Below are 14418 nucleotides of genomic sequence, written 5' to 3' on the forward strand. Positions count from 1 at the left end.
GCGGTACGTAGGGGGCTTAGAGTGTCAAGCAAAACTTAAGGCTAATTGGAAGGGCGGGGATCTATGGTCAAATCAGGCACGGGAATAACAGACTGGAGTTTTTGTCCAGCACAGTGTAAATGCTGACCAGTTTAACTTTTTGTTACTGGTTCCCCATAGTTGTAACTGTCCAGGTCCAGCAGCAGTTCTCTGACCACGTTCAGCGGCAGACCCATGACGGAATAGAAACAACCGTCAATATTGGAGATAAACTGCCCGATATAACTCTGAATACCGTACGCTCCGGCTTTGTCTTTGTAATCACCCATGGCCAGATAGTGATGTATGGCTTCATCCGGCATGGTAGCGAATGTGACTGTGCTGATGTGGGTGACTGTTTTCTGGTAATCATGGTACTGGATTCCTACACTGGTGATCACCTGATGGCTTCGGCCGGAATACTGCTTCAGCATGGCAAAAGCATGATCATAATCACGCGGCTTACCAGCAATATGCTGATCAACAACCACCTCCGTGTCGGCACAGAGCACGGGCAGGATGGGCAGCTGCTCATGCTGAAGTCTGGCAACAGAGGCCTGAAGTTTTTCGCAGGTAATGCGCAGGGAATACGCCTCTGGCGATTCATCTGGCCGGGTTTCTTCAGGAACATCAAGCAACAGCAGCTCAACTTCAACGCCCATTTGCGCCAGCAAGGCCCTGCGCCGCGGGCTTTTTGATGCTAAATACAATTTCATGCTTTTCCCGTCACGTTGTTGTGCATAAGCACATAAAACGCAAAGATTATATAATCCTTTTCATAAAAAATCCTGTGTTTGACTTCCTGCCGTTGTAGAGCCTCACTTTTGTTCTCTCTAACAGGAAACATAATCCCTTGTTGATACATGCTTCCCGGCTAAATTGTGGGCAATGAAAATTACCAGCTACTGATGTTGTATGATGCCTTTCTCCAATCATAAAAATACGTAATTTTACCTACTTGACCGAAAGATTCTTTACAACTACAGTTCCGGCTATTATGTATCCATAATTAACGACGCGGAGAAAAATATGGCATCATCAAGCTCGGATCTCTTCAGTTTTAACGAACAGGCCGTATCAGCTGTTGAGCGAAATCCGGAAACAACCACAATGATTGATTCTTTACAGTTTGTTCTCTGCAAGAACGGCGAAGCTGACGAGCGCCATGTTTTGCCTCTTGTGCATACGCCTTCTTTTGATGTCAAATCAGCTGAAATCCGATTACCTAAACAAGACACTCACAATCTGCAATCGCTTATCTATGAAGCTTGTCGTGACTACAATATTTTGTTCAGAAATAAAAGCTATGCCATATCATTAACGTCTGTTGTGGCAGCACTGCCCGGGACGCCGGCAAAAAGCGATAGTGACGGGCGTGGCGCCACATCTGCGGAGTTTGTACCCTTTTATAACAACCACAATGAAACAAAACGAGTCTTAGTAATTACGATTTCTGAAGACGGGATCCGAAGAGAGCATCTGACCCTGCACGGTGGCTACGGTTACTCAGGTCGCCGTGGATTGACTTGTCTGGGTAGAGACAGTGGCCCACCAGTTGCATTAAAAGCTACCGAAATTCCCAATGATTTTGCTGATGAGTTGAAACAGACGCAACCCGAAGTATATGCAGCCATGGAAAAAAATGCCTGTATGGTGATATTCATTGAACATGATCTTGTACAGCATGGCGTCAGGGAAAGTGCGGATAGACGTCCTTCTGGTGGAGTTTTGCAGTCGGCACGGATTGCGCAATCTACAGATATCGTAGAGCAATGCGTCGGAGTTGCACAAAGCGGAGCGGGGTCCCGTGATATTTCCCGTCACGCTGCGATAGGCGATGGGGGCGCTGTAAAAGACAATACCAGAAAGATCCGGGAGGAAGGCATACGCTATCTGTCAAATGTCAGAGTCTATAGTGTTCAGGCATTGGTGGTTAACACCCAAAACCAGCCATTCCTGGCCGAAAAATGTCAGCGCGTTGTTGATTTGATGAAACAAGGCGCACAAAAACTGAATGAGATTTATCTGCCTCATAAACGGTTCGGCTTTGAACAACTGACGGCCGGGCTTAACAGGCATTTGCAGCCATATCACATCACTACGAATCATACAGATATTTTTGAAAACACCTTGTTGAAACTGGTCGGTAGCGAACTCAATCCAACCGGTTGCGAATATATTCCTCACCCATCAAAGCCGGGTTATATCAACATCCGCCTCGGCATTTCCTATAAAGATGCAAAAATACTTGCTCGAAGTTTAAAGGAAATGTTTGGCGAGGACAGCTGTAGCCATGGTGGTCGGGAGTATTTATCTATGCAGGATATCAGCCTCTCCCTGGAAGCCATATCCACTCATTTCCACCTGATATTGCAATGTATCGATGAGCAGTTTGCCAACCCGCGTACTGTGCGTGCCTATCAGGCTTATGTTGAAAGACAAGCACCGATATTTGAACAGGTGAAGCCCGCCCTGAACAAGACGCTGGCAACGCATAAATTATCCATAACCTCGGATGCCACAGAATACTCATTGATGAGAATGTTCGGTTGCAAGGAAGTATTGAAGTATGCAAGATTTCAGCAAGGAAGTGATTATGTGGGTCGTAAGATGGATATCGCTTTCTTTTTGCATATTTCTGAGGAAGAAGCAAGAAAGCTGGTCGTCAATTTAAATCAGCGTTTTCCGTCGAGTTTCCCGTATGCCCGATTTATCAGTGCTACGTCAAGGCTAAGTGATATGTATGGCATTAATTTTTGTGAAATTGCCATCGACGGAGGCTTGCTATGCAGCCCTGAGTATCAGAGTTTGTTGCTGGAGACTCTGGGCAACATGGCTGAACATGAACCGCTTCTCATGGAATCATTGCAAGTTGCATCAGGAACCCGGCATCAGCAGAAGACATCGGCAGTTCACGCAAGTCAAATGACGAGTCTGGCCTCAAAATATGAAGGCAGTGAGAAACAACAATGCCTGGCAGGTCCATTACGCTTTTTTGCCCAGGTTTTAACAGACGGGCGCGCCAGCCGAACAGCGCGGGTTGAGGCAGGCAATCAAGTGGCAGCATCGGTTGCCGCGACAAAAGCTTCACAAAGCGCGGATGAACAAGGTTTGTTTAAACCAGATCGTCAGTTGATCAAAGCAGCGCGCAGAGAGTTGATGCTGGAATCACCTGAATCGGAGATGCCTTCACGATTCAGATAAACCCAGACACAGGTCGGGTCCAAATTAAGGATCTCCGGCATGAAACAGGGAGCATCCGGATCGCGGCTCGGATGCTCCGTGAAATTCTTCGGTATCGTAATCGGAATGGCAGTGAGGTCGGTCCCATGCGCATCTGTGCATCTATGGGGTCAGGCCTTGAATGGCGTGTTGATAATTGTCCTGATCCTTTTCATGAAAAATCCTGTGTTTGACTTCCTGCTGTTAACGTGGCGTCCGGACTGCACTGTTCTATACATTCCGTAATTTTTGTACTCCAGACAGTCAGGCATTCCTGGAACAGAGTCTTAAATTTTTCAGGCGCTTTTTCAAGAATATCTTCTGTTGAAACATTCGGATCGAAGAAATCGGCACTGCTTATATACGACGGATCGTTTAATATCCTTTTCATTTCTTCTTTGCCTTTCAAATAACACTCTATCAGTTCATCAACTGAAAAACCCGGAATTATATTAGAGTTAACTATCAGAAATGGCAGCAGCTTTTCTTTCATTAAAAGATATTGCAGAAGAATCATGGAGTACGTGCGACCAACGCCATCCGTGAAGGGATGATGTAATACTGTATATTTTATAAAGGTAAATATAGATTTAAGTTTGTCTTTTTCAGTTGCAGCTTTATTCAGAGAGCTGTTGAGCTCATTGAGAAGATGCTCTGTAACATCATTCAGAAAATTATTAGTGGAAGGCTGTTCGTTTGTATAATAACTTACCAGCCCGCCATTTTTAACAGATTCCATGAGTTCGTTGGCCAGTTCCCGGGGATCATGGCCAACGAAAGAACTATAGCACTTTACTGATCCATTTTTAGGCTTTGTAGCTAAGTTTGTCCCTGGAAACTGGTATTTTTGCTCAACTAACTGAAGGTGGGTAATGGATTCGGTTAATCCACAAAGGGAATCAAATGTTCTGGTCATACTCCACGAGACGATTTCTGTTCGAAACTGTCCCGGTACCTGCTCCAGCATATTCTTAACATCCCGCGTACAGATTTCATGAAGTTTTTTTATAAAATCATTGGTAAGCGGAGCATCTGTACTGAGATTATCCAGAATAAAACAAAAACCTTCGGTTACATGTTTTAAATAACCTGGCTCACTTTGCTCAAAGTTAATCCAGCCCAGCCCATAACTGCCACTCTCAAGAATATCAAAGACCAGGTCATCCATTTTGTCTTCAGCATGAAATAATGAAATGGCATCGGCAGCAAAGGAAGCACCGCAGGAAGATAAGTCACGTACACGCATCCGAAATTGTTTAACGAATGACTTTATTGCTGAAAGCTCAACCGTTTCTTTTCCACCCATGATTTTGAATGACTCTCTATACACAAAAGGGCGCAGATCATAACGTATTCTCTCTATAAAAAATCGCCAGAATTCTTGCTTTGGAAAACGGGAAAAAAAAGTTTGCAGAGATACGCCAGGTTCAGTGCCCTGCGCTGCGTCCGTAAAAAACGGATATTGACTAGCCATAATTACCAGGTATAAATTAACCAAAATGAGTAATGCATGTTAACAATCAATAAACTAATGTCAAGCAGAATAAATAATACGCACACGGTCATCTCATGAAGTCCGCACCATCAGCTTCGTTACAACCGGAATTGACGAGGTATTTTTTAATGGGATGGTCATGGGGAGCCGGGGCGTGTTAACAATTGACGCGGGACGAAGAGAGAGGGCGTTGAATTGTCAACAGACCTTGACGTATTCAACTGTTCTTTTCCCTGTGTTTTCTGACAAAATGGCCTGCACGATGTCGTTTAATTCCCCTACCTTCGCGGCAAGGGGAATATCTTCCTCTTCAAGACGGGCAAAACACTGATACAAAAACAGGAGATCGTGCGCTGCCTGATACACAGCAGCCCTCCGATAGTCCCCTGCTTTCCTGTAAACACCGGGAGCAACCCGCCTGATAAACTGATGCAGCCGCTTCAGTAAGGTCGGATTAAGGTCGGGATGAATACCCTCAGAGCCTGCCAGGAGCCTCATTATGTATTGATCACCCAGAATGCAGGCAAGCTGGCAGGATGTTATCGGGATGTGCGTGGTAACCAGTCCGGCAGCTGTCTGTCTGGCAATGAAAAGACTGGCCCGACGGCGAACATATTCATTGCGCAGCGAAATGTATTTATGAAATTGATCCAGGGGTTTATTGATTACCGATTGCGAATTTGCGCCATACTTTTTCAGCAGACGTATTATCCAGCCCTGCTCCCATTCCACGACAGCATACAGCAGATAAGAATAGTCGTCCCGGACGCGGACTTTGGCACCTTCTCTCAGCAAAGTTCGAGCCGTGTGAAATTGATTACCTTCAAGGGCAATGTGCAGCCAGCTGATTTTAAAACTGTCGACTAAGCTCAGATTGTGAGCTGAGATCGTATGTATTGACTGCCACTCAGGCGTTCTGCGCCATGCCTCAAACAGATATCTGAAAAACCCGGCATGCTGTCTCATGCCGTAGAATCGCGTGATGATCGCGGTAACCCAGTTGCTCGACATGGCTGTCATTGTCATCCCGGACAGCCTCCAGACCCGGGGAACAGGTTCTGAGACCAGTTTATTCGCGTTAACGAAATACCAGCCGCGGTTTCTGGGGGAATATCCAACCGCAATGGCATGATCAATATTCAGAATAACAATTGCCACAGGCTGAAGTCGCCTGTGATCATGGCGTTCCATCAGTTTTTGCAAGCCTTGAAAATACGAGGTTAAGGCCGATGGTGTATAAATACCGCTAAAACTGCCAGCCAAAAACAACCCGCCCTGCCGCTCCAGTTTAACTGATGTTGTCAGCAAAGCCGATAACGCGGCATTTTGAGTTGCCGGCACGTTTTCAAATGCCTGTGGGTATTTTGCTGGTTGCTGATAGAGCACTATCCCCTCAAAAAAAGCACGCACCTCGTTAACAAAAGCAGGCGGAAAACCGGCGATATCATCGTTGGAAAAAGCATCAACAGGAATAGCAGCAATAACATTCAGGCGCTTAAAAAATACGTCCAGCTCATCCAGTAACATAGCCTGAACAGCCATCTGAGCGACCCCAAAACAGGTGGCTTCACAAACGTAGCCCAGCCGACTCATACGATCGGTAAGCCAGCTTTGAAGATGAGGTTCAGACGTGTCTACGTCAGGCACAATTCCCCCTTGGATTACAAAAGACCACCCCGGCTACGTCATCCTTGCCAGGCAACGCTATAAAAGCCCAGCATTATGCACACCTTGCCATGGTTTATGCAATCCATGGTTCGGAACTCCGAACGTGCTTCGCTCGATAACAATGCGGAATTAATCACAGCCTCTCTCCTTATCTCACCCTGCAGGGCATGGATCTTTGCCGCAGGAACAGATAAAGTAAGCTCATCATGAAAAAAAATCTTATTCTGCTCATCGTATCCTTCGCCATGTTTATGGAGGCCATGGATACCACCATTATCAACACCGCCATCCCCGTTATGGCCGAGAGCATGAACGTCAATCCCATTGATTTGAAACTGGCGCTCATAAGCTATTTACTGAGTCTTGCGATTTTCATCCCAATCAGTGGCTGGGTGGCTGATAAATTCGGCATCAAGCGTGTGTTCATGACAGCCGTTGGCGTATTTACCTTAAGTTCCGTCTGGTGTGGACTCACAGATAGTCTGACTGGTCTCATCATGGCCCGTGTTGCTCAGGGGCTGGGTGGCTCGCTGACCCTTCCGGTTGGCAGGCTGATTATTCTGCGCACCTGCGAACGGCACGAGCTGATTTCAAAAATGAGTATTGTGGTCATGGTTGCGGCACTGGGCATGATGCTTGGACCGGTTCTGGGTGGTATTATTACGCACAATGCTTCCTGGCGATGGATATTTTTTGTCAACATTCCCGTTGGTATTCTGACGCTGTTGATGTCTGTTAAATGGCTGCCCTTTATTCCTCCCTGTGCGGTTCCTCCACTGGATAAATTCGGATTTGTCCTGTTTGGCAGCGGCCTCGCTACGTTAACCTACGGCCTGGCAACGCTCAGTGAGTCGGATATTGAAAACGGTGAATCGATTCTGGTCATCTCTCTGGCGGTTTTCCTGCTTCTTTACTACACCTGGCATTCGCGCAATAAAGCACACCCTATTGCCAACGTGAGCCTGTTAAGCTGCCGCACCTTTCGGGTGTCTGCGCTGGGTAATCTGCTGTCGCGTACCGGTTTCGGCGGCGTTCCGTTTCTGCTGCCCCTGTTACTGCAGATAAGCCTGGGTTACTCGCCACAGTTATCAGGCATGCTGCTCGCACCTACCGCGCTGGGTGTTTTATTAATCAAGCCCATGTCGTTACCCATTTTACGCGTCCTTGGCTACAAGCAGGTTCTGATCCTCAACACATTCCTCGTTGGCCTGTCACTGTGTTCCTTTGCCTTGATCAACGAATCGACACCCATCTGGTTTATTGCCCTGCTGACTTTTTTGTATGGTTTTTTAATTTCCATGCAGTACACGGCGATGAATTCGCTGGCGTATGCCAACATTGCACAACGCGACACCGGAGCTGCCACCAGCATCATGAGCACCATTCAACAGCTGGCACAAAGCTTTGGCGTGGCCATTGCTGCCATACTGGTTCGCTTCTTTACAGCCGACCACAGCAATCCATCGTCCCTGACCCTGCATACCTTTCATCAGACCTTCATAGCCATGGGCGCCTTGACTCTGATATCCGTCACTATCTTTTCCCAGCTAAAAAAAGAAGATGGGGTGGAACTGATTGAGGCCCCGGAAAAGAGCGATAATCCGGCCTGAACTCAGACCGGCTCGCTGGATGCCTCAAAGCGGTTCAGGCCTGATTTTTTAATCAGAAAGCGGACAAAATCCTCGTGCCGCTCAAGCTCCTCAGCTGTTGCTTCAATTACCGGTGAATTACAGCTGAGTATTTCATTGTGCCGAAGCGACGTCTGCCCTGGGGCCGCGGTTTCCTGATGATCGTCAAACAGCGTAGCCTGGCCACCGGTCATGGCCAGGTATACAAGAGCCAGAATCTCAGCATCCAGTAACGCGCCGTGTAATTGACGATTGGAATTATCAATATCGTAGCGCTTGCACAGGGCATCCAGACTGTTACGCTGACCAGGATGTTTGTCGCGCGCCATGACCAGAGTATCAACTATCTGGCAATAATGACCGAGGTTTTTGGGCCACTGCATCCGGCTCAGTTCAGCATTGAGGAATCCCACGTCAAAGGGAGCGTTATGAATAATCAGTTCCGCCCCTTTGATAAAGGCCAGCAGATCATCGATGATGTCTTTAAACAGGGGTTTATCACGTAAAAATTCGCTGCTGATGCCATGCACACGAAACGCGCCCTCATCAACTTCGCGCTCAGGATTCAGGTAAACGTGGTAATGATTACCTGTGAGCTTGCGATCCAGCAGCTCCACACAGCCAATTTCAATAATACGATGACCGGATTCATGGCCGATACCGGTGGTTTCCGTATCCAGTATAATCTGACGCATTAATCCATGCTCCTCAGCTCGAGAATGCCTTGATTGGCAAGCGCGTCAACCCGCTCATTGTCGGGATGGCCGTTGTGTGCCTTCACCCAATGCCAGGAAATTCTGTGCTGGCTGGCCAGCTCATCGAGGCGTTTCCACAGGTCAGCGTTTTTGACCGGCTCGTTTTTGGAATTACGCCAGCCCTTCCTCTTCCAGCCGGCCATCCACTCCGTCATACCCTGACGCAGGTATTGCGAGTCGGTATGCAGGTTTACATCACAGGGTCTTTTCAAAGCCTCCAGTGCCTTAATGGCAGCCATGAGCTCCATACGATTGTTGGTGGTATGGGATTCCCCGCCATGAATGGTTTTTTCGCGGCCGTCCTGCCGCAGTAAGGCGCCCCAGCCTCCAGGTCCCGGATTTCCTTTACAGGCACCGTCAGTATAAATTTCAATTGTCATGTTTCATCAGGCAGAATTATGGTGTGCGTAAGGATAACAGAAAAAAGGATGCCAATCATAATCGACAGCCCCTGTCCTCATCTTCTCTCTCAGTCAGCACCTCTTCCGGAAGATCCAGCCTGTTAAGCCTCCGAAGATAATCAAAACCGTCCGGATGCAGCGGATGCCCGTTGCGTACGCCTGCCTGCATGGCCTGCCCCGGATCGTCCGGCGACAGGTGGCTCGCCAGCTGACTGGTACTGCTTCCCGAGGGCAGGTATTGGCTGTTGTCAGAATCATCAGGCAGTCTGGGCACAGGCTTTCTGATCAACAACGGGGAGAAAAACCGTGCCATGCCATACAGCGCGAGCACCGAGAGAGAGGCCGCCGCTATGCTGAATCCAATGGGAGCCACAGGGGGAATAGCCAGAGCCATGGCCACGCCCAGGAAAGCCAGCGTCACGGTTCCAAGACTGACCAGTTTATCGTAGGTGTAAGTCGAAGAAATGATTTTATCGTGTTTCTGCTTGATTCGAACCCGTTTGTCCAGCAGACGCTGCAAAGGTGCCTTGGCGCTGTCGTAGGCCTTTTGCAGCAGGGCACTGTCACGCTGACAGGCCATCATTTGTTCCTGTATCCCGGGATCAGCCGGATCTTCCTGACATAAGGCCTGCCATCTTGCGCGTAAATCGGCGGCTTTCATGGCAAAGGCGTTAGCCTCAAAGAGTTGATTAAATCTGGCAGCTTCCTTATTCAGCCTGGCTCTTAATTCGCCGTTTTTGAACGATTCCCACTCCGCCCGCAATTGCTTTTGTTCTCTGCTGACATTGTACACAGACCAAATGGCCATGGCACAGGAAAGCCCGAGGCTGGTTAAGGCCATAAACGGTCCCAGCGGCGGTATGAATACGGCCAGCAAAGACAGACTCAGTAACACAACCGCATAGGCAAATTTACTTGCTGTGCTTGTTTTGTGTGGCGGCCATTCACCGGTCATGATGCGGGCGACGGCCAGCGCAAAGGGATGGAGTAAAAAATTAAGCGCGTCAATCGCCAGTCCCGCCAGCGGTAACGCACGAGCGGCCGCACGCATGAGCCGGGTGGGTTCACGAATGGCCATTAAAAAGTTATTGGCATTCGCCAGGACTTTTCTTGAATTGCTCAAAACGCCGTTCAGGCCAGGAATCTGGCGGGACAAAAACTCCACCAGAGCATGCGCCTTGAGTGGACGGCCCTCAATTAACCCTTGCCCTATGACATCCAGGTCAGTGAGCAGAGCATCGTGTCTGCTCTGGAGTCTGGCCTGACGTCTGGCCGACTGCTTATCTCGTGATTTCATTTTAACCAGCGGTCATCGTTAACTACCCTACACTATAGCAAGAAAAGAAAATAAAAAAGGAGTTTTTGTAAAAAATCACTCTGTACTCGACAAAACTCCGGGCTGTCATTCCCGCCAGATGGGGTGAGCTAATGATAAAATTATAAAGTCCTTTTAAAACAACAAGTCAATATTGTTAATCCGTTGAATTTCAGCTAATGTCTTAATTCTTTACCGCTGGATAAAACGATGGATTCCGTCAGCACAAGTCTGTTTAGCTCGCTGCAAAACGCACGAGACGACATGGTTCAGCAGTTATATTCCCTTTGCTCTGTAAATTCAGGAACCACGAACCTGAGCGGACTCGCACAGACAGAAACCCTGCTGGCTGCCGCATTCTCCCCTCTTGCCGACAGCATTGAAAGCATCAGCCCCCCCGCATTCAGCAGTATGAACATGGAAGGTGAGCTGTTTATGCAGCAGACGGGTAACGCGTTGTTGATTCGCAAACGGCCAGAACTGAAGCGGCGTGTGCTGCTCGCAGGACATATGGACACGGTTTTCTCCCCCACGCATCCGTTTCAACACCTGACCCGGCTCAGCGCAGACGAAATCAATGGACCAGGGGTTGCCGATATGAAAGGTGGTCTTATCGTGATGCAGCGGGCACTGGAGGCCTTCGAAGCGATGCCAGCGGCGTCCTCCCTTGGCTGGGACGTGTTGATCAACGCCGACGAGGAGATAGGATCCCCTGCCTCCAGCGCTCTTATCGATGACCTGGCACCCCGCTTTCAGACGGCTCTGGTCTATGAACCCGCGATGGACTGCGAAGGAACGCTGGCCAAAAACCGCAAAGGCAGTGGCAAGTTAACACTGGTGGCTACCGGTCAGGCTGCACACGCTGGCCGCGCCTTTCAGGACGGACGCAATGCCATCGCCTATCTGGCCGAGGTCATTTGCCGTGTTCATGCCCTGAATGGCCAACGCGAGGGCGTCACCATCAACGTAGGCCGCGTCGCTGGCGGTGAGGCCCTGAACGTGGTTCCCGACAAAGCCGTATGCAAGCTGGATATTCGCATCGGTCTGCCCTCAGACGAAGACTGGGTCACAGCGCAACTGCAACAGATACGAAACGAGCTTAAGCGGGATGGCTACGATCTGAGTATTCACGGTGGATTTGGCCGCCCCGTCAAACGGGTCTGCACAGGCACCACCCGTCTGTTTCAGCGCATTAAACGCCTGAGCGATCAGCTGGGCCTGCCCTGCGACTGGAAAGATTCCGGCGGTTGCTGTGATGGCAATAATCTGGCGCGCCATGGTTTACCTGTAATTGATACGCTGGGTGTTCGCGGTGGTGGTATTCACAGCGACCGGGAATTTATCCTGCTTGACAGCCTGGCTGAACGTGCCACCTTAAGTGCCCTGCTGCTCAAAGACCTGGCGGAAGGTGGTCTGGAGGAGTTGATATCATGATATTGTTTCGACGTGCACAGGCAAAGGATGTGGACGCCATTCACCAGCTGGCCATACACAGCGGTGTTGGACTGACGACCCTGCCCAAAGACAAAAAAATGCTGCAAAAACGCATCGCCTGGTCTTGTGAGTCATTTGACTCACCGATCAGCGAGCCTCGCAACGAATATTATTTTTTTGTGCTGGAAGACAGCCGCACCGGCCAGGTCATCGGCTGCTCGGCTCTGGAATCAGCCACGGGCTACAGCAGCCCCTTTTATTCCTATAAGGTGTCAAGACGCACCCGCTTCTGTCATTCACTTAATATCCGCAGCGACTACGAGGTCCTCAGCCTGGTAAACGACAATCAGGGGCGCAGCGAACTGTGCACGCTGTTTCTGGAGCCTGCCTGGCGTAAAGACGGTAATGGCCTGCTTCTGTCGCGGGCGCGTTTCCTGTATATGGCCCGATTCCCAGAGCGCTTCGCGCCCATCGTGATAGCTGAAATGCGGGGCATTTCCGATGAAAACGGCCACTCGCCCTTCTGGGACAACCTGGGGCGTTATTTTTTTCAAATGGAATACGTCGAAGCAGACAGGCTGACTCTCGCTACCGACAAACAGTTTATTGCCGATTTGATGCCGCGCAATCCTGTCTATGTCAAACTGCTCAAACCAGAAGCTCAGGCGGTTATTGGCCGTACACACCCTTCTACTGAGGCCGCCATGAACATATTGCTCAACGAGGGCTTCCGCTACAATAATTATGTTGATATCTTTGACGCCGGCCCAACCATCGAAGCGCCCTTTAATCAGATACGCACCGTGACATCCAGTCAGACAATGACCATTAAAAACCTCAGCGACGACGTGGGTGGTCATACCTATCTGGTCAGCAACAACCAGGCCGATTTTCGTGCCACCATAACCCAGGTCGTTGCAGGCAAAAGTGCGAATACCTGCGTTATCAGCAAAGACGTAGCCCGGCTTCTGCAGCTGAGTCAGGGAGACCAGATCCGCGTTTCACCTTTAAAGGAATCAATATGACAGCTGATCATTACATCAATGGCCAATGGCGCACAGGCGAAGGACGGCCGCTGACCTCCATTAATCCTGCCGACGCATCCATCGTCTGGCAGACCCGTTCGGCTAACGCCAGAGAAGCTGGCGAGGCAGTTGCTGCCGCTCACAGAGCCCTTGCGGACTGGTCTTTACAGCCCGTAGAGGAGCGAATCCAGGTACTGAACCGCTTTGCGGAGCGGGTAGGTGAAAAAAAAGCTGAGCTTACGCAGTTGATTTCCCTGGAAATGGGCAAACCCTTTTGGGAGGCTGCAACCGAGGTCAGCGCCGTGATTGGAAAAATTGCCATCTCCGTCAAGGCCATGCAGGAACGCTGCGCTGAAAGGCAGGCAGACACGGCTGATGCCATCACGCATCTGCGCTTCAAGCCTCATGGCGTGGTGGCGGTCCTGGGCGCCTTCAATTTTCCGGCTCATTTGAGCAACGGCCATATCGTACCTGCCCTGCTTGCAGGCAACACGGTGGTCTACAAACCCAGCGAGCTTACCCTAGGGGTTGCTGCACTGATTATGCAGTGCTGGCATGACAGCGGCCTGCCAGCGGGCGTTCTGAACTGTATTCAGGGCGATGCCGGCACCGGCAGACATCTGCTGGAATCCGATATTCAGGGTGTTTATTTCACTGGCAGCTATCAGACGGGCAAACGGATTCATCAGCATTTCAGTCATCGTCCCGATGTGATTCTGGCGCTCGAAATGGGGGGTAATAACCCGTTGATCATCGATGACGACGTCGATCATGACGCGGCAATTTATCATGGTATTCTGTCGACCCTGATCACCTCAGGCCAGCGCTGCACCTGCGCCCGCCGGCTGTTTATCAGACAGGGACGCCAGGGCGATCAGCTGCTGTCTGGTCTGGTGGACGCCGTGCGTGCCATCGAGGTCGCTGACTGTCGCAGCACGCCAGAACCCTTTATGGGACCGGTTGCCAGCCATCAACAGGCTCTGAATGTGCTGCAGGCGCAGCAGAATCTGCTGGATATGGGCGGAAAATCCCTGCTCAGCCTGAGACTGCTGCAAAACAACACTGGCCTGCTCTCGCCGGGTCTGGTAGATATGAGCGAGGTCAGCAACCCGGCTGATGAGGAAATTTTTGGCCCCTTGATTCAGGTATGGCGCTATGATCATTTCGAGCAGGCGCTGGCACTGGCCAATCAGACCCGTTACGGCCTGGCAGCTGGTCTGTTCAGCAACAACCCGCAACGCTATCAGCAGTTTTATCAGGGCATGCGTGCCGGCCTGATTAACTGGAATCGCCCCACCACGGGAGCAGCCAGTAACCTGCCTTTTGGCGGTGTAGGGCAAAGTGGCAATCACCGTCCCAGCGCTTATTTTGCTGCCGACTATTGCGCCTATCCCGTTGCCAGCCTGGAAAAACCGGCCTTGCTGACGCCCGAAACACGCCTGCCCGGCCTCAAGTAA

Annotated in this window: 11 protein-coding genes; 5 read left to right on the plus strand and 6 right to left on the minus strand. The window is 50.0% G+C overall.

Annotated elements, in window-relative coordinates; translation table 11 throughout:
- Positions 1–131: 131 nt before the first annotated feature.
- Positions 132–734 carry a Maf family protein gene (locus ACQUTA_RS11560; protein ID WP_444988409.1) on the minus strand — a complete coding sequence of 201 codons (603 nt, stop codon included), beginning with the start codon at positions 732–734 and terminating at the stop codon, positions 132–134.
- Positions 735–1047: 313 nt separating this feature from the next.
- Between ACQUTA_RS11560 and ACQUTA_RS11565 the strand changes: the two genes are divergently transcribed.
- Complete coding sequence (locus ACQUTA_RS11565; RefSeq protein ID WP_444988410.1) at positions 1048–3222, plus strand: hypothetical protein; 2175 nt, start codon at positions 1048–1050, stop codon at positions 3220–3222.
- Between the two features lie 190 nt (positions 3223–3412).
- Here the strand turns inward: ACQUTA_RS11565 and ACQUTA_RS11570 are convergent, their stop codons facing one another.
- Together ACQUTA_RS11570 and ACQUTA_RS11575 are read right to left on the minus strand one after the other, a co-directional pair.
- Positions 3413–4714: a hypothetical protein gene (locus ACQUTA_RS11570; RefSeq protein ID WP_444988411.1), complete on the minus strand. Its 1302-nt coding sequence runs from the start codon at positions 4712–4714 to the stop codon at positions 3413–3415.
- 219 nt (positions 4715–4933) lie between these two features.
- Positions 4934–6382: an ankyrin repeat domain-containing protein gene (locus ACQUTA_RS11575; RefSeq protein ID WP_444988412.1), complete on the minus strand. Its 1449-nt coding sequence runs from the start codon at positions 6380–6382 to the stop codon at positions 4934–4936.
- A gap of 227 nt (positions 6383–6609) precedes the next feature.
- Here ACQUTA_RS11575 and ACQUTA_RS11580 point away from each other — a divergent pair, with 227 nt between their 5' ends.
- Positions 6610–8013, plus strand: coding sequence for a DHA2 family efflux MFS transporter permease subunit (locus tag ACQUTA_RS11580; protein ID WP_444988413.1), 1404 nt, complete (start codon positions 6610–6612; stop codon positions 8011–8013).
- A 2-nt stretch (positions 8014–8015) separates the two neighbouring features.
- On the opposite strand, the gene dnaQ is transcribed toward ACQUTA_RS11580, so the two are convergent.
- The 3 genes from dnaQ to ACQUTA_RS11595 are packed head-to-tail and all read right to left on the minus strand — an operon-like array spanning position 8016 to position 10484.
- Positions 8016–8726 carry a DNA polymerase III subunit epsilon gene (dnaQ, locus tag ACQUTA_RS11585; RefSeq protein WP_444988414.1) on the minus strand — a complete coding sequence of 237 codons (711 nt, stop codon included), beginning with the start codon at positions 8724–8726 and terminating at the stop codon, positions 8016–8018.
- Entirely contained in the window at positions 8726–9166 is a 441-nt protein-coding gene (gene rnhA, locus ACQUTA_RS11590) for a ribonuclease HI (protein ID WP_444988415.1), read from the minus strand. Before rnhA ends, dnaQ begins: the two co-directional genes overlap by 1 nt.
- A gap of 55 nt (positions 9167–9221) precedes the next feature.
- A complete protein-coding gene (locus tag ACQUTA_RS11595) occupies positions 9222–10484 on the minus strand; it encodes a hypothetical protein (protein WP_444988416.1) in 1263 nt (420 codons plus the stop codon).
- Between the two features lie 228 nt (positions 10485–10712).
- On the opposite strand from ACQUTA_RS11595, the gene ACQUTA_RS11600 reads away from it, so the two are divergent.
- Genes ACQUTA_RS11600 through astD form a run of 3 tightly spaced genes read left to right on the plus strand, consistent with a single transcriptional unit; the run spans position 10713 to position 14418 of the window.
- A complete protein-coding gene (locus tag ACQUTA_RS11600) occupies positions 10713–11936 on the plus strand; it encodes a hydrolase (RefSeq protein WP_444988417.1) in 1224 nt (407 codons plus the stop codon).
- Positions 11933–12961 carry an arginine N-succinyltransferase gene (gene astA, locus ACQUTA_RS11605; protein WP_444988418.1) on the plus strand — a complete coding sequence of 343 codons (1029 nt, stop codon included), beginning with the start codon at positions 11933–11935 and terminating at the stop codon, positions 12959–12961. The genes ACQUTA_RS11600 and astA overlap by 4 nt, the downstream gene beginning before the upstream one ends.
- Complete coding sequence (gene astD, locus ACQUTA_RS11610; protein WP_444988419.1) at positions 12958–14418, plus strand: succinylglutamate-semialdehyde dehydrogenase; 1461 nt, start codon at positions 12958–12960, stop codon at positions 14416–14418. Before astA ends, astD begins: the two co-directional genes overlap by 4 nt.

This window comes from Legionella navarrensis (genome assembly GCF_052527415.1).